The 19,845-nt window shown below is 63.3% G+C and carries 20 protein-coding genes; 9 read left to right on the forward strand and 11 right to left on the reverse strand.

The genetic code is table 11. The features are described from left to right. Nucleotides 1-196 precede the first annotated feature (196 nt). Nucleotides 197-1,999 carry an ABC transporter transmembrane domain-containing protein gene (locus tag IQ26_RS00115; protein ID WP_145711088.1) on the forward strand — a complete coding sequence of 601 codons (1,803 nt, stop codon included), beginning with the start codon at nt 197-199 and terminating at the stop codon, nt 1,997-1,999. A gap of 14 nt (nt 2,000-2,013) precedes the next feature. On the opposite strand, the gene IQ26_RS00120 is transcribed toward IQ26_RS00115, so the two are convergent. Together IQ26_RS00120 and IQ26_RS00125 are read right to left on the reverse strand one after the other, a co-directional pair. Beyond that, complete coding sequence (locus IQ26_RS00120; protein ID WP_145711090.1) at nt 2,014-4,008, reverse strand: DUF3857 domain-containing protein; 1,995 nt, start codon at nt 4,006-4,008, stop codon at nt 2,014-2,016. 165 nt (nt 4,009-4,173) lie between these two features. Next, nucleotides 4,174-5,658, reverse strand: coding sequence for a carboxypeptidase M32 (locus IQ26_RS00125; RefSeq protein ID WP_145711093.1), 1,485 nt, complete (start codon nt 5,656-5,658; stop codon nt 4,174-4,176). Nucleotides 5,659-5,879: 221 nt separating this feature from the next. On the opposite strand from IQ26_RS00125, the gene IQ26_RS00130 reads away from it, so the two are divergent. After that, the gene (locus IQ26_RS00130) at nt 5,880-6,239 is read left to right on the forward strand and encodes a DUF1304 domain-containing protein (protein WP_145711095.1); all 360 of its coding nucleotides are present in this window, start codon (nt 5,880-5,882) and stop codon (nt 6,237-6,239) included. Nucleotides 6,240-6,357: 118 nt separating this feature from the next. On the opposite strand, the gene IQ26_RS00135 is transcribed toward IQ26_RS00130, so the two are convergent. The 8 genes from IQ26_RS00135 to IQ26_RS00170 all read right to left on the reverse strand — a co-directional run bounded on the left by IQ26_RS00135 (nt 6,358) and on the right by IQ26_RS00170 (nt 13,248). Further along, nucleotides 6,358-6,804 (reverse strand): hypothetical protein, encoded by a 447-nt coding sequence (locus tag IQ26_RS00135; RefSeq protein WP_145711097.1) that lies wholly within the window; start codon nt 6,802-6,804, stop codon nt 6,358-6,360. Between the two features lie 233 nt (nt 6,805-7,037). Further along, nucleotides 7,038-8,069: a peptidoglycan -binding protein gene (locus IQ26_RS00140; protein ID WP_145711099.1), complete on the reverse strand. Its 1,032-nt coding sequence runs from the start codon at nt 8,067-8,069 to the stop codon at nt 7,038-7,040. A 1-nt stretch (nt 8,070) separates the two neighbouring features. Continuing rightward, nucleotides 8,071-9,096 (reverse strand): MotA/TolQ/ExbB proton channel family protein, encoded by a 1,026-nt coding sequence (locus tag IQ26_RS00145; RefSeq protein WP_145711101.1) that lies wholly within the window; start codon nt 9,094-9,096, stop codon nt 8,071-8,073. A 114-nt stretch (nt 9,097-9,210) separates the two neighbouring features. Then, a complete protein-coding gene (gene trhA / locus IQ26_RS00150) occupies nt 9,211-9,900 on the reverse strand; it encodes a PAQR family membrane homeostasis protein TrhA (RefSeq protein WP_145711103.1) in 690 nt (229 codons plus the stop codon). A 97-nt stretch (nt 9,901-9,997) separates the two neighbouring features. Continuing rightward, nucleotides 9,998-10,798, reverse strand: a complete 801-nt coding sequence (locus IQ26_RS00155) for an inositol monophosphatase family protein (protein ID WP_145711105.1) — start codon at nt 10,796-10,798, stop codon at nt 9,998-10,000. A 40-nt stretch (nt 10,799-10,838) separates the two neighbouring features. Next, nucleotides 10,839-11,405 carry an elongation factor P gene (gene efp / locus IQ26_RS00160; RefSeq protein ID WP_145711109.1) on the reverse strand — a complete coding sequence of 189 codons (567 nt, stop codon included), beginning with the start codon at nt 11,403-11,405 and terminating at the stop codon, nt 10,839-10,841. Nucleotides 11,406-11,573: 168 nt separating this feature from the next. Then, nucleotides 11,574-12,599 (reverse strand): tetratricopeptide repeat protein, encoded by a 1,026-nt coding sequence (locus IQ26_RS00165; RefSeq protein WP_240546936.1) that lies wholly within the window; start codon nt 12,597-12,599, stop codon nt 11,574-11,576. Nucleotide 12,600: 1 nt separating this feature from the next. Then, complete coding sequence (locus tag IQ26_RS00170; RefSeq protein WP_145711113.1) at nt 12,601-13,248, reverse strand: thiamine phosphate synthase; 648 nt, start codon at nt 13,246-13,248, stop codon at nt 12,601-12,603. 218 nt (nt 13,249-13,466) lie between these two features. Between IQ26_RS00170 and IQ26_RS00175 the strand changes: the two genes are divergently transcribed. Further along, entirely contained in the window at nt 13,467-14,237 is a 771-nt protein-coding gene (locus IQ26_RS00175) for a sulfite exporter TauE/SafE family protein (RefSeq protein WP_145711115.1), read from the forward strand. A 56-nt stretch (nt 14,238-14,293) separates the two neighbouring features. Here IQ26_RS00175 and IQ26_RS00180 read toward each other — a convergent pair whose 3' ends face one another. Further along, the gene (locus tag IQ26_RS00180; protein ID WP_145711117.1) at nt 14,294-14,845 is read right to left on the reverse strand and encodes a DUF2269 family protein; all 552 of its coding nucleotides are present in this window, start codon (nt 14,843-14,845) and stop codon (nt 14,294-14,296) included. Between the two features lie 345 nt (nt 14,846-15,190). Between IQ26_RS00180 and IQ26_RS00185 the strand changes: the two genes are divergently transcribed. The 6 genes from IQ26_RS00185 (at nt 15,191) to IQ26_RS00210 (ending at nt 19,844) form a co-directional block, all read left to right on the forward strand. Next, a complete protein-coding gene (locus IQ26_RS00185) occupies nt 15,191-15,595 on the forward strand; it encodes a cbb3-type cytochrome c oxidase subunit I (RefSeq protein WP_145711120.1) in 405 nt (134 codons plus the stop codon). Between the two features lie 379 nt (nt 15,596-15,974). Next, on the forward strand, nt 15,975-16,505 hold the full coding sequence (gene rcdA, locus IQ26_RS00190; protein WP_145711122.1) for a protease adaptor protein RcdA: 531 nt from the start codon (nt 15,975-15,977) through the stop codon (nt 16,503-16,505). 87 nt (nt 16,506-16,592) lie between these two features. Next, the gene (gene ruvC / locus IQ26_RS00195) at nt 16,593-17,102 is read left to right on the forward strand and encodes a crossover junction endodeoxyribonuclease RuvC (RefSeq protein ID WP_145711124.1); all 510 of its coding nucleotides are present in this window, start codon (nt 16,593-16,595) and stop codon (nt 17,100-17,102) included. 10 nt (nt 17,103-17,112) lie between these two features. Next, nucleotides 17,113-17,733 (forward strand): Holliday junction branch migration protein RuvA, encoded by a 621-nt coding sequence (gene ruvA / locus IQ26_RS00200; RefSeq protein WP_145711126.1) that lies wholly within the window; start codon nt 17,113-17,115, stop codon nt 17,731-17,733. A 43-nt stretch (nt 17,734-17,776) separates the two neighbouring features. Then, a complete protein-coding gene (gene ruvB, locus IQ26_RS00205) occupies nt 17,777-18,814 on the forward strand; it encodes a Holliday junction branch migration DNA helicase RuvB (protein WP_145711128.1) in 1,038 nt (345 codons plus the stop codon). A gap of 121 nt (nt 18,815-18,935) precedes the next feature. Beyond that, nucleotides 18,936-19,844 carry a metallophosphoesterase gene (locus IQ26_RS00210; RefSeq protein WP_145711131.1) on the forward strand — a complete coding sequence of 303 codons (909 nt, stop codon included), beginning with the start codon at nt 18,936-18,938 and terminating at the stop codon, nt 19,842-19,844. Nucleotide 19,845 lies beyond the last annotated feature (1 nt).

The following is a 19,845-nucleotide window of genomic DNA, read 5'->3' on the forward strand; positions in this document are numbered from 1 at the left end:
ATTCCTGGTTCGCCGGCGCTGCTGACGGGCACAAAGCCTGCGTCGATGCGCCCCTTTTTAAAACTCGAAGCCGCAGCTATTGAGGAGCCACGGCTTCTAAAACGGTCGGCGAGCCTATACATCAGCCGGAATTGAATCACAAGGCCGCGGCAAGCGCATATTGGGGCGCATGTCAAAAGAGCCAGAGGAAACGGTCATGGCGCACACCAGTGGCGATGCAGACGCGCGCAGGCGTTCGCTCAAGCCGCTGCGGCGCCTATTCCCCTACATCACCCGTTACCGGAAAATGGTCATTGGCGCGGTCGTCTCGCTGACCGTCGCGGCGGCGACGACGCTGGCGCTGCCGCTGGCCGTGCGGCGGATGATCGACCACGGCTTTTCCGCTTCCGATTCCGGCTTCATCGCCGAGTACTTCGCCATGCTGGTCGTGATGGCTGCCTTGTTAGCCGCGGCGTCGGCCAGCCGCTACTATTTCGTCATCACGCTGGGCGAGCGCGTCGTCGCCGACATCCGCAGCGACGTGTTCCGCCATGTCACGACACTGTCGCCGTCCTTCTTCGACACCGCTCAGTCGGGCGAGATCGTGTCGCGGCTCGCCGCCGATACGACGCAGGTGAAGTCGGCGGTCGGTGCCACCGCATCGGTGGCGCTTCGCAACGTCATCCTGGGTCTCGGCGCGGTGGCGATGATGGTTTTCACCAGCCCGAAACTGTCCGGCCTCGTCATCGCCGCCATCCCGGTGATCGTGCTGCCGCTGGTTGCCTTTGGTCGCGCGGTGCGCCGCAAATCGCGGCTGGCGCAGGACACGCTGGCCGACGCCACGGCGTACGCCAGCGAGCAGATCGGCGCGGTGCGCACGCTGCAGGCCTTCACCAACGAGAAGCTGGTCACCGGGCATTTTTCATCTACCGTGGAAGCCGCCTTCGAGGCGGCGCGGTCCTCGATCTTTGCCCGATCCTTCCTCACCTTCTTCGCCATCTTCATGATCTTTTCCTCGGTGGTGGCGGTGCTGTGGTTCGGTTCGCGAGACGTGCTCGACGGCACGCTGTCGCCAGGCACGCTCGGCCAGTTCCTGCTCTATTCGGTGTTCGCCGCCGGCGCGCTCGGCGCGCTGTCGGAAGTGTGGGGCGAGCTTTCTCAGGCGGCGGGCGCTGCCGAACGGCTGACCGAGATCCTGGCCGAGAAGCCCGCGATCCAGGCTCCCGCGCATCCAAAACTGCTGCCGGCGACGGTCAGAGGCGCAATCAGTTTCGACGACGTGTCCTTCTCCTATCCGGCTGGGCCCGACCGTGCCGCCGTCCACGGCCTGAGTTTCCAGGTCAAGCCCGGCGAGACGGTGGCGATCGTCGGCCCGTCGGGCGCGGGCAAGAGCACCGTCTTTTCGCTGCTCCTGCGCTTCTACGACCCCGAGACAGGCAAGATCATGATCGACGGTGTCGATGTGCGCGAGGCCGACCCTGCCGCCATACGAGAACGCATCGCCATCGTGCCGCAGGACGTCACCATCTTCGCGGCCAGCGCACGCAACAATATCGGCTTCGGTCGTCCGGACGCCAGCGACGCCGAGATCGAGGCAGCGGCGAAAGATGCGCTTGCCGACGAATTCATCCTAAAGCTTGAGAAAGGCTATGACAGTCAGGTCGGCGAGCGCGGCGTGACGCTGTCCGGCGGCCAGCGCCAGCGCGTGGCGATTGCCCGCGCGATTCTGCGCGACGCGCCGATCCTGCTGCTCGACGAGGCGACCTCGGCGCTCGACGCCGAAAGCGAGACGCTGGTGCAGACGGCGCTGGAACGGCTGATGCAGGACCGCACCACGATCGTCATCGCCCACCGGCTGGCGACGGTGCTGAAGGCCGACCGGATCCTGGTCATGGATGGCGGCTGCATCGTCGAGGAAGGCACGCACCAGAGCCTCGTCACCAAGGGCGGCATCTATGCCCGGCTGGCTAAGCTGCAATTCGAAACCGGGGCGAATGCTTTCAGGGGCGCTGCGGAATAGGCCCTTTCACCGGTTCAGTTCGCTTCGGCGTCGGAATAGGCGAAATTGTAGGTCCAAGCAGAGTTGTCGCTCATCTTCTTGAGGGATTTTAAATAAGGGCCGATGCTCTTGGCGGGAACCTGATCATTGATAGTCTTGAGAAACCAGTCGACTTGAAATTCGGTGGGGGTGCTCGTCCAACGCGCCTTGAATGCAACGTAGGGCGTGATCACGTCGTCATTGTCCTCGGGGCCTACGAACTGGGCCTTCAGATTTCTGACGGTGGACTGGTGTCGTCTAAAGATCGGGCTGCCTAGCCAGACTGGCGCGCTCCTTTCGAGGAGGTCGGGCTCCGGCAGATATCTGATGCCGACATCCGATTTCAAAGAAAATTCCTTGGAGAGGTTATCGGCGTCGAGATCGTCTGCCGACAGATCGTAGGATTCGATTACCGAAACCAGATTCTTGTCGCGGCTGTCGCTCGTCACCAACGGTCCCAGACTTTTCATTCCGGGATACTGGCGATTGTAATATTTGAGATAGTCGTCCGCGATCTTTGTCGCCGATCGCGAGACAAGCCTATAGCGCATGCTATCGGCATCCGCGCCCCAATAGGTAGTGGTAACCGTCAGTTTGAGCGGCTCGCCTTTACGTTTGGGAAAATCGAACAGCTCGCTCACAAAGGTGGTCGGCTGGTAGAGCTCCTTTCGGTCGACCCTTTCTATCTCCGCGTTGTCGGCGACAACGGGCAGCGCAAAGCCAAAATCGGGTGATACAAGATTGTCTGCTCTGCCCCCCTGCAGGTAGTTGGTCGCGTCGATCCAATACGTCTGGCTGCCGATAACGACCTTTACGATGACGTGGTCAAACGCGCTAATCGTCGGAAGATTCGTGGCGAGAGCAAGCCCTTCATCGATATCCGTGAGAGCCACGTCCGCATGGAGTCCCAGTCGCCGCAGGCTGGAGGCGAGAAGCAGCGCCTTGTCCTTGCAATCTCCGAAGCCGCTTGCCACCACTCTTGTCGGGCTGCGCGGGATATAGGAACCACGACCCATCGACAGGCTGACATAGCGGATGTTGTCCTGGACCAACCGCATTGCCTCGATCATCCTGTCTTCGGGCGCATCGTATTTGGCGGCAATCGCATCGAGCTTCGATGCGAAATCTGCCGGCAGCTCCTGGTCGAGCCGATAATAGGGAAGAACCGTGTCGACGATATCTTGCCACTTCGATGTCGAGGAGATCTCGATGGCCGGATATATGAGAAAGTCCGGCGGCAGATATTGCTGCGATTTCAGCGGAATCGGATTGGCGCTTTGCCAAAGATAGGTCATCGTTTCTCCGCTAGACCGGACATCCGGGCGTATGTCCGTCCTGACCTGCCGGACGTTCAGGGGCTGCACCGTTGGCCACGTCACTCTTTCGCGGATCAGAGCGATTGGTTCGTCCCAAGCCACGGCAACGGAATGGTAAAGAAGATCCGTGCCGATGATCGGAGTTCTGACCGCGGTCTTGCCATAGTCGACGATGTCTCCGACCCGGACATCGTTGATGTTCACGTACGCGGTAAGCCAGCCATCGAAGAGGCCCTTCTCCGCATCCTTCTCGCGCCGGAACACGTCGAAATCAGCTTCGGAAAGGTGCTGGATCACCACGCCGTCACGAATGATGTCGATCCAGTTCACGGTGACGTCGGACGTCGCAGGATCGAATTCAAAACTTATGCTGGCGCCGCGTTCCAGGCCTGTGCGGTCGACGATCTTGTAGGCGTAGCGGTCGAAGATCTCCAATCCGCCCGGGCGCTTGCGGATCTGATAATCCGACAGCAGGTTGGATATGCCGTTCTTGATCTGGCTGTCGAATTGCGGATCGGCCTTTGGCAGTGCGACCCGATCGATCCAACTGCCAAGGCTGCCCTTGTGCACGTTCGTACCGGCCACGGCCGGCCAGCAGACCGTGCAGACAACAATCAACACTGCAAGTCTTGCGACCACTGTTGTCGCGGCCTGAAAGTGTCTTGCCCGCCCCATGCCCTGTACGTCCCGCCAGATACAGTCGAATGCCACTAGTGATAGAAAAGTTAATTGCGTCCTGCAAGGCAGAGTGGGCTCCGCCGAGATCGAGGATGGTGGACCGTGCGGTATCTTCGAGAACACCAATGATCGGCCAGGCGGGATGGTTGGTAGCGGTGCGCCCTAGGCGCCATAGCGCTTCTTCAAATGCTCGGTGAAATGCGCGGCGTTGAGTTTTTCGCCGGTGGCGCGTTCGAGCAGATCGGGCGTCGACCAGCGTGAGCCCTGCGACCAGATCCTTTGCCGGCGCCAGTCGTTGATCGCCGCGAAATCCCCTCGGGCGAGGTCTGCGTCGGCGGCAGGATGGTCTCTGGTCAGCGCCGCCCATTGCTGTGCCGCCATCATGGCGCCCAGCGTGTAGGATGGGAAATAGCCGAAGGCGGCACCCGGCCAATGTACATCCTGCATCGGTCCGTCGGCCGGGTTGTCGATGGTCGACAGGCCGAGATAATCGCGCATCCTGGCGTCCCAGGCCTCGGGCAGGTCGGCTGCCTCCAGCCGCCCCGAGACAAGCTCCTGCTCCAGCTCGTAGCGCAGGATGACGTGCAGCGGATAGGTCACCTCGTCGGCGTCGACGCGGATCAGGCCGCGCTCGACCCGGTGCACATGCGGCAGGATGTCGTCGATCGACCAGGTCTCGCCGAGGTGCCTTTCGACCACCGGCAGCGCCCAGCGCCAGAATTCGGGGTTGCGGCCGATCTGCTTTTCGACGAACAGGCTCTGGCTTTCATGCACGGCCATGCCGCGCGCCTTGCCGAGCGGCCAGTGCGCCCACGCCTTGGGCAGGTTCTGTTCGTAAAGCGCGTGGCCGGTCTCGTGCAGCACGCCCATCAGCGCCGACAGGAAGTCCGAGGTTTTGTAGCGGGTGGTGATGCGCACGTCGCTCGGCACGCCGCCGCAGAACGGATGATGCGACACCGAAAGCGAGCCGTGGGTGAGGTCGAAGCCGACCGCCGCCATCATGGCGAGGCCAAGCTCGCGCTGCTTGTCGATTGCATAGCTGCCCGAAAGCGGCTTCAGCGGGTGTTTTGCCAGCCGCTCTTCCTGCACGGCCAGCGCCTCCGGCATGAATCCCCTGAGGAAGGTCTTCAGTTCGGCGAAGACCGGCGTGATGTCGGCGGTGCGGTTACCCGGATCAAATTGCTCCATCAGCGCGTCATAGGGATCGAGGCCGAGCACATCGGCGCGAAGTGCCGCTTCCTCGCGCACCAGCGCCACGACGCCTTCGAGCGCCGGCAAAAAACCGGCCCAGTCGTTTTTCGCGCGCAGGTCGCGCCAGAGCTGCTCGGAGCGCATGCGCGCGGTCGTTTGGCGTTCGACGAACTCGACCGGCAGGCAGGTCAGGTTGGTGTATTGCCGCCGGAATTCCTTGAGCGCTGCCTGCTGTTCTTCGTTCAGCGCTTCCTGTTCGGCCGCCGCGATCCAGTCGGCGATCTCCGGCGCGGTCGCTCGGGCGTGATGCATGCCGGCAAGCGCCGACATTGCCTCGGCGCGCTTCTCGCCGCCGCCAACGGCCATATGGGTCGCCTCGTCGGCGCCGAGAATGGCGAGCGCATGCTCCAGCGCTTCGAGCTTGTGGCCGAGGTCGTCGAGTTTTTGAAAGGACATGGTGGGTTCCGCTGAATTCGAACGGCGGGAAAAGATACCAATGCGCGGGCATTGGCAACCCTGAAGTCTGTCTGCGGATGCACATAGATCGCCGGCTGGAGCGCCGCGATGCGCCTTGTAAAAGCGATGGGCATCTTGCGAGAGTTATGGATCTTGCGGAGGTGATGGCGTGCGTGGTCAATATCGCCTGGCGGCGCAAGGCCGTGACGGGGAGACGAAGCATGATCGCCAATGTGCTGGTCGGGTTGGTAGCCCTGATCCACCTCTACATCGTCTACCTGGAGATGGTGCTGTGGGACACGCCGCGCGGCCACAAGGCGTTCAAGCTGACGCCGGAATTCGCCAGCGCATCGAAAGTGCTTGCCGCCAACCAGGGGCTTTACAACGGCTTTCTCGCCGCCGGGCTGATCTGGGGACTTTACCTTGGCGCGGCCGGTTTCCAGACCAAGGTCTTCTTCCTGCTCTGCGTCGCCATCGCCGGCCTCTACGGCGCGGCGACGGTCGGCAGGAAGATACTGTTCATCCAGACCGTGCCGGCAATGCTGGCGCAGATCGCGCTCGCGTTGAGCCAGCTTTTTTGAGCATCGTTTTTGGTTCCGACGGCCTCGCGCATGACCCCAAACCGTCCGGAAGGGGGCCATGCCAAAAGTGCTGCAGCGGCCTTGCGCGCCGACAGGGCGCACGCGCCGTAATGAATTTTCAGCGGTGTGGATGATTTGGGCCGTAACCGTTTGGATAATACCCGCCATCGCCGCCACTGCCGATGAGGAAGGCGCTGCCGGTGGTGGCCCGCAGCTTTTGGCTCACGTCGTCGAGCTGCTGCAGCAACTGCCGATATTGCGTGGCCGGTATCGTTCCATTTCGCGCGGCCCTGTGGGCGACCTGGTCGAGTTGAGCGACCTGCGTATGCAAATCACGCGCCTCGTCGGGCGGGATCACGTTTGCCTGCGTCGCGGCTCGTATACCTGTATCCACACTCTCTATCTGGTTGATCAAGCCGGTCTCACGTAGGCCGTAGAAGGAGGTCGATGCGGCGTAGGCGCCAGCAAACGGAACGGTGACGAGAAGTGCGGCGAGCGTTGCAGTCCTGAGGGTCATGCGCTTGAGCGGCTGGAGCCCGAGGGTCTTGGCAGTGAAAGAGCGCATGGCTGCGTCTCCTTTTACTGGGGAGGCGGCGATTGGGACGCCCACCTTCCTGCCGTGGGCCGTCCGGTTCCGTCGCGTCGCGATGGACGATTCCACCGCCAGCGGTTCTCGGCCCCGGTGACAGAGCCTAGGAGCGCTTCTCGGCAAAGTGCAATCAAAAAAAGGTAATCTTTTCAGGCCTTGCCAGCCTATGCTGGCGCCCTACATGCGGCTGCCGCTTCGAGCCGGGCCGATCAGCGCTCGGTCAGTTTCAGTTCGATACGGCGGTTCTTGTTGCGCGCGTCTTCAGTGTCGGCGGGGTCGAGCGGCTGAAATTCGCCGAAGCCGGCCGCAACCAGCCGGTTGGCCGGTACGCCGTTCTCGATCAGGAATTTCACCACCGAGGTCGAGCGTGCCGTCGACAATTCCCAATTGTCGCGGTAGCGGCCGGTGCCCGACAGCGGCTTGTCGTCGGTGTGGCCGTCGACGCGCAGCACCCAATTGATCTCCGGCGGGATCTCCTTCTGCAGGTCGATGATGGCGTCGGCGAGCTTCTTCATCTCGACCTTGCCGGCGTCGTTGATCACTTCGGAGCCAGTCGGGAAAAGCACTTCCGACTGGAAGACGAAGCGGTCGCCGACGATGCGGATGTTCTCGCGGTCGGCGAGGATTTCGCGTAAGCGCCCGAAGAAGTCGGACCGATAGCGGTTCAGTTCCTGCACGCGTTGCGCCAGCGCGACGTTCAGGCGGCGGCCGAGATCGGCGATTTTTGTGTTGGACTCGCGATCGCGCGCTTCGGACACGTTGAGCGCTTCTTCGAGCGCTCCGATCTGCCTGCGCAGCGCCGCGATCTGCTGGTTGAGGATTTCGACCTGGCTCAGCGCCTGCTGGCTGATCTGGCGCTGGTTGTCGAGTTCGCCGGAAAGTGCCGTGGCGCGCTGGTTGGCCGCGTCGCCGGCGCCGGCGCCTTGCGCCAGCAATTGCTCGAGCCGGCTCTTTTCCGCCTCTGACGCCGACAGCGACGCCTGTAAATTGGCGAGCGAATCTTCCCTGTCCTGCGTCGTCGAGCGTTCCAGCGCCAGAAGCTGGGTCAATTCGTTGATCTGCAAGTTGAGGCGGTTGAGCACCGTGTCCTTGCCGGAGATTTCGCGGCCGAGCAGGAACTGCGCCAGCACGAAGACCGTGAGCAGGAACATGATCGCGAGCAGCAGCGTCGAAAGCGCGTCGACGAAGCCCGGCCAGTAGTCGATGCGGCGATCGGCACGCCGGCTCCTGGCGAGAGCCATGCTAATGAACTCCAGGCTTCTTCAGGGCGTCGGCGATCTTCTCCAGCGTGCTGCGCATCGCCTTCTGCTCGTCCGATTGGGCCTCGACCCAGTCGCGCATGATCTGCTGCTCCGAGCGCATGTTCTTGACCAGGCCCGAAATGCCGTCGGCAAGATTGGCCATGGCGGTGGCGACGCGCGGATTGGCGCCGCCGCCACTCTCCTGCATGCTGCGCAGCCTTTCCGACAGGACACGGATCTCGTCGGAGGATTCGGCCTTGACCGGTTCGGCGACGACGATGTCGGACGACAGGTCGGTGACCGAGGACAGCCAGTTTTCGAGCTCGGTGTAGAAACGTGTCTGGGCGCGGCCAGCCTGCAGGTCGAGGAAGCCTAGCACCAGGGAGCCGGACAGGCCGAACAGCGAGGACGAGAAGGCGGTGCCCATGCCGGCCAGCGGCGCGGAAAGGCCCTGCTTCAGGGATTCGAGCACGGCGGCAGCATCGCCGGTGCCGGGATCGAGCGACGCAATGGTTTCGCGGATCGAGCCGATTGTGTTGAGCAGGCCCCAGAAAGTGCCGAGCAGGCCAAGGAAAACCAGCAGCCCGACAAGGTAGCGCGAGGTATCGCGGCTTTCGTCGAGGCGGGTGGCGATCGAATCGAGCATGGTGCGCATCGAGCTGGTCGAGAAGGCGATCGTCGACGAGCGGCCGATCATCGCCTTCATCGGCGCCAGCAGCACCGGCTCGGTGGTTTCGGAGCCGGCCCGAAAGGAGTTGACCCAGCGCACTTCGCGAAACAGCCGGCCGACCTGCACGAAGGCCAGCAGGATGCCGACCACAAGCACGCCGATGATCAGGCCGTTGAGACCGGGATTGGTGGCGAAGGCGGTCGAGATCTGACGGGTCAGGATGGCGGCGATGAAGGCGACGATCATCAGGAAGATGACCATGGTCAGGAGAAAGACCTGCGGGCTCGACAATTTGTGCGGATCGTACATCAGAACGTCGGAGCGTCTGTCGATGCCGAAGGATTTGAAAAAAGCCATCCGTGCCCCGTTTCCGATGCCGCTGCCGCCAAATCACGTTTGACGGCGACTCTAAACGCAATTGTGACGAAATTGAATGGCGCTTGGCAATATTGCCAACCGGGTCATTTGGCGTCAGAGCCGGTTGATGACCAGGCAGTCGACCATGGCGGCCAGATGCAGGCTGGCGCCGGTGACGACAAAGCCGTGCCACAGCGCATTGTGGAAGCGCAGCCCCTTCCAGGCAAAGAAGATGACGCCGCAGGAGTAGACGATGCCACCGGCAACGATCAGCGCAATCGATGTCGTAGGCAGCGTCTGGACGAGCGGCTCGACCAGGACGATGCTACTCCAGCCGATGGCGAGATAGAAGACGATCGCCAGCCGGTCGAAGCGGCCGGGAAGCAGCACCTTGATGGCGATGCCGATTGCTGCGGCAACCCAGACCAGGACGATCATCGAGACGGCCAGCGGCGAGCCGTCGAGTTGGGCCAGGAAGGGCGTGTAGGTCGCGGCGATCAGCAGATAGATCGCGGCATGGTCGAAGCGGCGCAAAATCCACTTGGCCGGCGACACCGGCCACAGATTGTAGGCCAGCGACACCGATAGCACGGTGAGCAGCGAAACCACGTAGAAGGCAGCGGCGACATATTCGCCGGGGCCGGCATGGGAGGCGGCCAGCGCCAGCAGGGCCGAGCCAGCGGCGATGGCGAGCACGATGCCCACCGCATGGACGATGCCGTCGGCAATCATTTCGGCGCGCGAATAGTGCCAGCGTCCCATGAAGGGGATCTCGATCTGGGATTCGGGCCCGATATTCGTCATGAATGATCCTGCATCCCCCTATCTGGGCGGATGCCGGACAGTATTTCAAGCTTTGGTTGCGGTTTTGCGACTGCGGCGGTTCAGCGCGCCAAGTTGATCAGCGCGGCGGCACCGGCTTTTTCACCGTCTTCAGCAGCGCACGCTGGATGATCTCGTTGCCGGCGACGACCGAGCCGCCTTCCAGCATGTTCTGCCCGCCGGCGAAGTCGGAGACGAAGCCGCCCGCCTCGCGGATCACCAGGATGCCGGCGGCGATGTCCCAGGCCGACAGGCCGGTTTCCCAGAACCCGTCCATGCGGCCGGCAGCGACGTAGGCGAGATCGAGCGAAGCAGAGCCGAGGCGGCGCACGCCCGAGACCTCGGCCATCACATTGCGCAGCTCGACAAGAAAGTTGCCGTGCTGGCCGCGCCCGAGATGCGGTACGCCGCAGCCGATCACCGCATCGATCAGCTTTGCGCGGCCGGCGACGCGCAGCCGACGGTCGTTCATGAAGGCGCCGCCGCCGCGCTCGGCGGTGTAGAGCTCGTCCATCGCCGGGTTGTAGATGACGCCGGCGACGATCTGGCCCTGGCGCTCCAGCGCGATCGAGATGGCGAAGAGCGGGATGCCGTGCAGGAAATTGGTGGTGCCGTCGAGCGGATCGACGATCCAGCGGTGCTGGCCGTCGTCACCTTCGATCACGCCGCGCTCCTCCATCAGGAAGGCGTAGCCCGGCCGCGCCTTCGACAGTTCGGTGAAGAGGATGTCCTCGGCCTTGCGGTCTGCCTGGCTGACATAGTCGCCCGGCCCCTTCATCGAGACCTGCAGGTTCTGCACTTCGCCGAAATCGCGCGACAGCGAGCGGCCGGCCTTCATGGCGGCCTGGACCATGACGTTGAGGATCGCGGAACGCGCCATTGTGTTCTTCCTGCTGCGCTTCTTCCTGCTGCCGGGCGCTTTAGTCGGCGCGGCGCACGTAAGTGATTTCGTTGGTGTCGACGACGATGCGCTCACCCGAACCGATGAAGGGCGGCACCAGCACGCGGATACCGTTCTCCAGTATTGCCGGCTTGTAGGACGAGGCCGCCGTCTGGCCCTTCACCACGGGGTCGGCCTCGGTGATGGTCAGCGTCACCTGGTCGGGCAGCGAAATGCCGATCGGCCTTTCGTCATAAAGCTGGACCGTCACCATCATGCCGTCCTGCAGGAAGGCGGCGCGGTCGCCGACGAAATCCTTTTGCAATTCAAGCTGCTCGTAGCTTTCGGTATCCATGAACACCAGCGCTTCGCCCTGCTCGTAGAGGAAGGAGAAATCCTTCATCTCAAGCCGGATCTGTTCGACGGTTTCGGCGGAACGGAAACGCTCGTTGAGCTTGGTGCCGTTGATCAGGTTCTTCAGCTCGACCTGGTTGTAGGCGCCGCCCTTGCCGGGCTTGACGGTGTTGGTCCTGACCGCCACCCACAGGCCGCCATCATGCTCGATGACGTTGCCGGGACGGATTTCGTTGCCATTGATCTTGGCCATGATGATGTAATCCGAAATGAGATTTTCGCGATGAAAGCGATTTGGCGCCTCCAAGACCACAAATCGCCAGGAGAGGCAAGGGAGTGGGCAGGAGGGCAAGTGCGCTCGGGCATCCCCTCGTCAGCGTCTTACCTGCACCACTGCCAGCTATTCACCGTCCGCGGCGCGTTACGGCAGGCGGTTGGCCTTCTGCAGCGCCTGTTTGATTTGGTCCTCGGTCAGACCCTGCAGAAAATCGTCCATTTGCGGATCGATAAGCCCGGCGCGGCGGGCGACAGTGTACCAGGCGCCGGCAAGGATCGGATCCGGATCGGTGCCGATGCCGCCCATGTAAAGCTTGGCGAGGCGGTTCTGGGCGGCGACATTGCCGCCCTCGGCGGCCTGCTTCATCCAGCCGAAGCCAGACTTCAGGTCACGCGCGCCGCCACGTCCTTCGATCATCCAGGCGGCGAGATCGATCTGTGCCGTGTCGTAATTCTGCCGTGCTGCCTGCGCCAGCAAGCCCCGGGCCTGGGCATCGTCACGCGGCGTGCCGCCGACGCCATTGGCATAGATCTGCGCCATTGCATATTGCGCGTCGGCAAGGCCGGTCGCGGCGGCGCGCTGATAATAGGACACGGCCTTTGCGATGCCGGCATCGCCTGGATCCTGCTTGACCAGCAACTGAGCGAAGTTGAATTGCGCCAGACGGTTTCCGGCCTCGGCGGCGGCTTGCATCAGCGCGTAGGCCGCCTTTTCGTCCTTCTTGACGTAGCGGCCGTCGAGCAGCATCAGCGCATATTGGAACTGCGATTCCGGTATGCCCTGCTCGGCGGCAAGCGCGTACCATTTCGCTGCCTCCGCCGCGTTGACCGGCGTGCCAAGACCGCGCGACAAGATCTCGGCGACCAGTGTCTGTGCCGCTGGATCGCCGTTCTGGGCGCGGACCAAAGCGAGGTTGTAGGCCGTCTTGTAAAGACCGCGCTGGAAGGCGCCATAGGCGGAATCCGACGGCTTTGCACCGAAGCGGTCGGGATTGATGGCGTCGGCCGACGGCAGCGGCGCATTGGTGGCGGGCTGCGGCAGCGGCGTGGCGATCGGCTTGTCCGTGTCGGTGTCGGGCTTGGGTTGCGGCAACGGGACGGTTTCCGCGACGGCGGCCTGCACCGTGAGCGCTGCAAGGAAAGCACTGAAGAGGATCGTCCGCGCCGGCACGTCAGTCCTCGAAACGCGGCGCGGTTTCGTCGAGCAGCGCATTGGCGCTGGCGACTGCCATCTTTGGGTCGACGCCGTCGGCGAAGACGGCGCTGGACAGCGCCACGAATTCGGCGCCGGTGGCAGCCACCGCTTCCACCGAGGCGAGGTCGGATCCGGCCATGACGATGCAAGGGATCTGGATCACATCCGCCCACCATTGTCCCAGCGACAGGTTGCGTGGGTGCGGCTCCGGCTTGTTGTCGTAGCCGAAGCGGCCGAAGAAGATGTAGTCGGGCCTGACCTCGCCGAGTTCCAGCGCATCGTCGCGGGTCTTGGCGCCGCCGGCGCCGACCATGATTTTTTCCTGGAAGCGCTCGATCGTCTCGGCGAGTTCGGCCTTGCCGACCTCGACATGAATGCCGTCGGCCTGGACGCGGCCGGCGATGCGGGTGTCGCCGGCAATGACGACAGCGACGCCTGCCGCTTGCGCCGCCGGCACGATCTGCTGGGCGAAGGCCTGGAAGGAGGCTTCGTCCATGCCGTTCTCGGGCAGGATGAGCGAGGCGACGTCGCCGCCCCCGAACGCCGTGCCGATGCGCTCAGCCGACACGCCAGGCGGCGCGATCAGCACGATGCGGCAGCGATTTGGAGGCGTAGCGTCGTTCATTGGTTTTCGATCCCGGTTTTCGCCTATGCCGGGCGAAGATGGTTGCATTGCGGCATAGAGCAAAGTGCCTGCCTTGAACAGGCGGGCGGGATCATTGTGATGGGCCTTGGCGCCTGACTCCTTCGATCGGGCCGATCGTGCGCATATTTGCAGTCGCCGGCGCGAAGGTTTATCGGCTATTCCAGTCAACACGGTTTCCCTCCAACTGCTCCCCTCCCATGTCAGGCCTCCTCCTCGATCCGTGGTTCTATGCCGCCGCCATTCCAGCCGTCATCCTGGTCGGTCTGTCCAAGGGTGGCTTTGGCGGTGCGGTCGGCTTTGTCGGCGTGCCGCTGATGGCGCTCGCCATGCCGCCGGTGCAGGCCGCCGCCATCCTGCTGCCGATTCTGTGCCTGATGGACATCGTCTCGGTGTGGACATGGTGGGGTGTCTACGACCGCAAGATGCTTGCGGACATGATGCCGGGGGCAGTGATCGGCATCGGCCTCGGCTGGCTGACCGCGGCGCTGGTGACGGCGGAAATGGTGCGGCTGATCGTCGGCGCCGTAGCCATTATCTTCGTGCTTCGCTGGGTCTATCTACAGATGCGGCACGGCGCGAACCACTCTGCCGAGCCCAACCGCGCGGCTGCCGCCTTCTGGGGGACGGTCGCCGGCTTCACCAGCTTCGTCGCCCATGTCGGCGGCCCACCCTTTCAGGTCTATGCGCTGCCGATCCGGCTCGATCCGAAAGTGCTGTCGGGAACCGCCGCAATCTTCTTTGCCGCTACCAACGCATTGAAGCTCGTCCCCTATTTTGCGCTGGGACAGTTCGATACCACCAACCTGACCGCGTCGGCGGTTCTGTTACCGCTGGCGCCGCTCTCGACCCTCGCCGGCGCCTGGCTGGTGCGGCGGATGCGGCCGGAACTGTTCTATCCATTCACCTATGCGACCGTGGCGGTCGTCGCGGTCAAGCTTCTGTGGGACGGGATCGCCGGCCTCCTATAGATCGCCGCCCATGGAGGCGGCCGAGCGGCCGAGCGGCCAGCAGCTTCGCTGCGGATTCAGGCGGCACTCGGCACCAACCGGCGCGCCCCGCCGAGGGCAAGAGCAATTCCGGTGGTCAGGACCAGCGCCATGCAGCCCAGGATGGTGATGTCGTTCAGCGTCGGCTTCAGCACCATGTCGGCGATGATCACGAGCATCACCGAATAGTCGAGGCGCGCAGCGCTGAGGATGCGCTGGCCCTGGGCGAGGGCCGCCGGTGTCACGCCGTCCTTGGCGATCATCGCCGCCATGCGGTCGGCGGTCGGTTTGAAGACGAACATGCCGATGCAGAAGGTCGTCGCATAGCCGACAAGGCCGATCAGAATCCACAGGTCGGAGAAGCCGACCCAGAACCCGCACATGATGAGGCCGAAGGCAAGCGTCAGCATCGACATCGGCGCGAAGAACCTGTTGCCCAGCTCGCCGGTGGCGCGCATGGCCTGCAGCATGCCTTCTATGTTGCCGGCGCGGTCGGCGCGTACGGCAAGCACCATAAGTGTGAAGCCGCCGCCGACCCAGAGGATCGCCGAAACGACATGCAGAAATTTGACGATCGAGTACCAGTCCATGGTTTTCCCTCCTTGAATGTTTCGACGATTGTGAGCGGCGCACATTTGCTCCGTCTCGCCGCAAGGAGCGGGCGTTTAGCGCGGCGCCTGTTTCGGAACGATGTCGCATGGGAGGCGGCTTTGTTTCGGCGTCCCGCGAAACGCGGCCGGAAGGGAACCGTAAGGCGACTGGACGAGTGTGCCGCGCTGTCTGCTGCTACTGTTGCAGGGCCGGGCCGGCCGCGATGCGGCATCGTCCAGAAACATTGCCGATGCTAATGCGCCGGTGCCGGGGATCCGGCGGCGGATCAACCGCCTCAACGCAACCGATTCCCGTGTCGGGAAAAGGCAAATCGGGGGATTAGTATGCAGACAGTAGCACGAAATTTCTTCACGCTGGCCGTCATTTACGCGCTGTTTGGGATGGCGCTCGGCCTTCAGATGGCGATCAGCAAAGACCATGCGCAGATGCCGACCCACGCCCATATCATGGTGGCCGGATGGCTGATGTCGGCGGTGTTCGCCTTCTTCTACCATTTGTTTCCGGCAATCGGGCGAAAGACGCTCGCCACCGTCCATTTCTGGTTGACGGCAATCAGTGGCATCGGCCTGTTGATCGGCCTTTACATCATGCTTGCCGGCAACCCGGCGATCGAGCCGCTGGTGGCCACGTCCTCGATGGGCTTTTACGCGGGATTGCTGTTGTTCGCCTATATCGCGCTGCCAGTGGTGTGGAAGGTCGAGCGGCTTGCTGAGGCACAAAAGGCCTGAGCCCGAAAGGCCCGGGCATTGTGCTGTTACGGCACAGGCGGGAGACGCTCGATCAAAAAATATCCGCGCCGTTAAGGTTTCATTAAGCTTTACAGGCGTTTACTATGTGCATCCAGTGATCTGGATTCTTACCGAGTGGTTGGAGCCACTTTGTTTGACGCCTCCCTGTTAAACTCCTGAGAGCCGCCTTATCCGCGGCTCTTTTTTTGTCCGCGATCCGGGTTGCCCGGCGCCTGTGCCGCCGTTAACCGTTTGTTAAACATGTGCTTGCCTTCGCGGGCTCCGAAGCGCATTTTCAAGCTTCAGTCATGTAGGCTACAGGCGTGACGGCGATGCCGCCGAATCGGCCGGCTGTAAGGGCAAGTGCAGGGGCGTATCGATGAACGAGTCTTCGAAAGGAAGCGCGAAAACCATCAAGCTGGCGGAGCGCCGGGTTTTCTCCCAATCCTTCAAGCCGCTTTACCAGGAAGGCATGGGCCTGGTCGAACAGGCGGCAGAATATCTGGACGGCAAGGGCCGGGTCGAGGCGAAGAAACTGTCGAGGCTGGCAGCGACGCTTTATGCGGCTGAGTCGATGCGGCTGACCACGAGGCTGATGCAGGTCGCCTCATGGCTGCTTTTGCAGCGCGCGGCGAATTCCGGCGAGATGACCCGCGATCAGGTTGCTTCCGAAAAATCCAAGGTGCGTCTCGACACCGCTTCCGCCAACAACGATGCCGCAGGCTGGGTCGAACTGCCCAAGGATTTTCTCGACCTCGTCGACCGCTCGCTGCGCCTGCAGGCGCTGGTGCGCCGCATGGACGAGGAAATCTATGGCAGCGCCGTGGCCGACGTGCCGCCATCCGGCCGCCGCGTCAATCCGGTTTCCGACCAGATCACGCTGCTGAATACGGCTTTCGCCCGCGGCTGACAGGCTGCCCGGGACGTAGCGGGGAACCTGTTTCTGGTTTGTTCACATTTCGCTGGCATCACTGTCCGCCAAGGGTAGACTTGGCGAATGGGGGAAGCGATTCGCATCATCGGCATCGATCCGGGGCTGAGGCGCACCGGTTGGGGCATCGTCGAGAGCCTCGGCAATTCGCTACGCTTCGTTGCCTCCGGCACTGTGCGTTCCGACGACAAGGCGGCGCTGGCGACGCGCCTCTGCCAGTTGCATGATGGGCTCAGTGATATCCTGCATACCGCTATGCCGCACGAGGCGGCGGTCGAGCAGACTTTCGTCAACAAGGATGCGGCAGCGACGCTGAAGCTTGGCCAGGCGCGCGGCATCGCCATGCTGGTGCCGGCGCGGGCAGGTCTGGTCGTCGCCGAATATGCGCCCAATGCCGTCAAGAAGGCGGTGATCGGCGTCGGCCATGGCGACAAGAAGCAGATCCACATGATGGTCAAGGTGCTGATGCCGAAGGCGACTTTCGACACCGACGATGCCGCCGACGCGCTTGCCATTGCCATCTGCCACGCGCATCACCGGCAGAGCGTTGCCTATAGGATAGCGGCGCTGGCATGAGGGATCACGCATGATCGGCAAGCTTAAAGGCACACTGGACGAGATCGACGAGGATTTCTGCATCATCGACGTGCACGGCGTCGGCTATGTCGCCCACTGCTCGGCGCGCACGCTTGCCGCTTTGCCTGCGCCCGGCGAGGCGGTGGTGCTGTTCATCGAGACCTATGTGCGCGAGGATATGCTGCGGCTCTACGGCTTCCAGTCGGTGCTGGAGCGCGAGTGGTTCCGCCTGTTGATGAACAATGTGCAGGGCGTCGGCGCCAAGGTGGCGCTGGCCATCCTGTCGACGCTGGCGCCTGCCGATCTCGCCAATGCCATCGCGCTGCGTGATATCGCCATGGTCAGCCGCGCGCCGGGCGTCGGCAAGAAGGTGGCCGAGCGCATCGTCACCGAACTGAAGAACAAGGCGCCGGCCTATGCGGGCACTGCCTCGGGCACCATCGGCCTGAAGCAGGAACTCGGCGAGGGCGTCGCGCCGGCGCCGATCACCGACGCCGTCTCGGCGCTGGTCAATCTCGGCTATTCGCGCGACATCGCCGCCAATGCGGTGGCGGCGGCGCTGAAGAGCGCCGGCGAGGACGCGGATGCGTCGAAACTGATCCGCTTCGGGCTGAAGGAACTGGCGCGGTGAGTCGGCGCTTGTCCCGTTCCGTGCCCTGTGCAAGGAAGGCGGCATGAGTCTTTCGCCCCGCCTCATTGCTCCCGACAAGCGCGGCGAGGACGCCGAGCAGACCTTGCGGCCGCAGACGCTTGGCGACTTCGTCGGCCAGGCGGCAGTGCGGGCCAATCTCAAAGTGTTCATCGAAGCCGCCAAGGGCCGCAGCGAGGCGCTCGACCATGTGCTGTTCGTCGGCCCGCCCGGCCTCGGCAAGACGACGCTGGCGCAGATCATGGCCCGCGAGCTCGGCGTCAACTTCCGTTCGACCTCAGGTCCGGTCATCGCCAAGGCCGGCGATCTCGCGGCGCTGCTCACCAATCTCGAGGACCGCGACGTGCTGTTCATCGACGAGATCCACCGGCTCAACCCGGCGGTCGAGGAAATCCTCTATCCGGCGATGGAGGATTTCCAGCTCGATCTGATCATCGGCGAAGGGCCGGCGGCGCGCTCGGTCAAGATCGACCTTGCCCGTTTCACTCTCGTCGCGGCCACCACCCGGCTCGGTCTCTTGACCAATCCGCTGCGCGACCGTTTCGGCATTCCGGTCCGTCTCAATTTCTACTCGGTCGAGGAACTGGAGCAGATCGTGCGTCGCGGCGCCCGCATCCTTGCCATGCCGCTCGGCGACGACGGCGCGCTGGAGATCGCGCGGCGCGCGCGCGGCACGCCGCGCATCGCCGGCCGGCTGTTGCGTCGCGTGCGCGACTTCGCCTCCGTCGCCGGCGACGGTCATGTCGATCGACAGATCGCCGACGAGGCGCTGACGCGGCTCGAGGTCGACGCGCTCGGCCTCGATGCGCTCGACCGCCGCTATCTGTCGATGATCGCGCGGAATTTTGGCGGCGGGCCGGTCGGCATCGAGACGATCGCGGCTGGGCTCTCCGAGCCGCGCGACGCCATCGAGGACATCATCGAACCCTATCTGATCCAGCAGGGCTTCATCCAGCGCACGCCGCGCGGCCGCCTGCTGACCGCCAATGCCTGGCGGCATCTCGGCCTCGACGCACCGAAGGACCTGGCACAGCAGCAGATCAGCCTGTTCCAGGAAGAGTAGCGTTCGCGCGCGCTTCGTTCCTGCGCAAAAACTCCTAATCCTGGTCAGCTTGCCGGCGCATTTGCGGTCTCTAACGCTTCGCGCTGTGGGACCGTCGATCCCACGAACGACGGAGCTGAGCTTGATCACCAGACGTGGCTTTCTGCGCCTCATCGGCGGTTCGTTCTTGTCGGCCGTGTCGCTCAGCGCTTATGCGGTTGGCATCGAGCCGATGTTGCTGACGCATGTAAAGCGCTATTCATTGACGCCGCCAAACTGGCCCGCGGGATTGCGGCTTCGTGTTGTCGCTCTTGCCGATATTCATGCTTGCCGGCCATGGATGACGCCGGAGCGGATTAGGTCGCTTGCCGAACGGGCGAACACCCTGCAGCCGGATCTGGTTGTCCTGCTTGGCGACTATGCAGCCGGCACACGCCTGGTTACGGACTGGGTGGGTTCTTCCGAATGGGCGGCTGCCTTGTCCGGCCTGAAGGCGCCGCTCGGCGTGTGGTCGATCCTTGGCAATCACGACTGGTGGGAGGACCTTTCCGCGCAAAAGGCCGGGGCCGGGCCGACGCTGGCGCGCAGGGCGCTCGAGCGTGCCGGCATCCCGGTGCTGGAGAACGATGTCGTCCGCCTGGAAAAGGACGGGCATGGCTTCTGGGTCGCCGGACTTGCGGACCAACTTGCGCTGCGGCCGGGCAAAGCCTGGGGCCGCAGCAGATTCAAAGGACTGGACGATCTGCATGGCACGCTGGCAAAGGTGAGCGACAAGGCTCCTATTATCCTGCTCGCGCATGAGCCGGATATATTTCCGAAGGTCCCGTCATGGGTATCGCTGACCCTTTCGGGCCACACCCATGGCGGACAGGTGCGGCTGCTCGGCTATTCTCCGGTCGTGCCATCCCACTTCGGCAACCGTTTTGCCTATGGCCACGTCGTCGAGCACAACCGCAACCTGATCGTTTCCGGAGGGCTCGGCTTCAGCATTCTGCCGGTGCGTTTTGGCATGCGCCCAGAGATTCTTTCAATCGAACTGGGTTCAGCCTGAA

The sequence above is a fragment of the Mesorhizobium tianshanense genome (assembly GCF_007830515.1).
Classification (GTDB): Bacteria; Pseudomonadota; Alphaproteobacteria; order Rhizobiales; family Rhizobiaceae; genus Mesorhizobium; species Mesorhizobium tianshanense.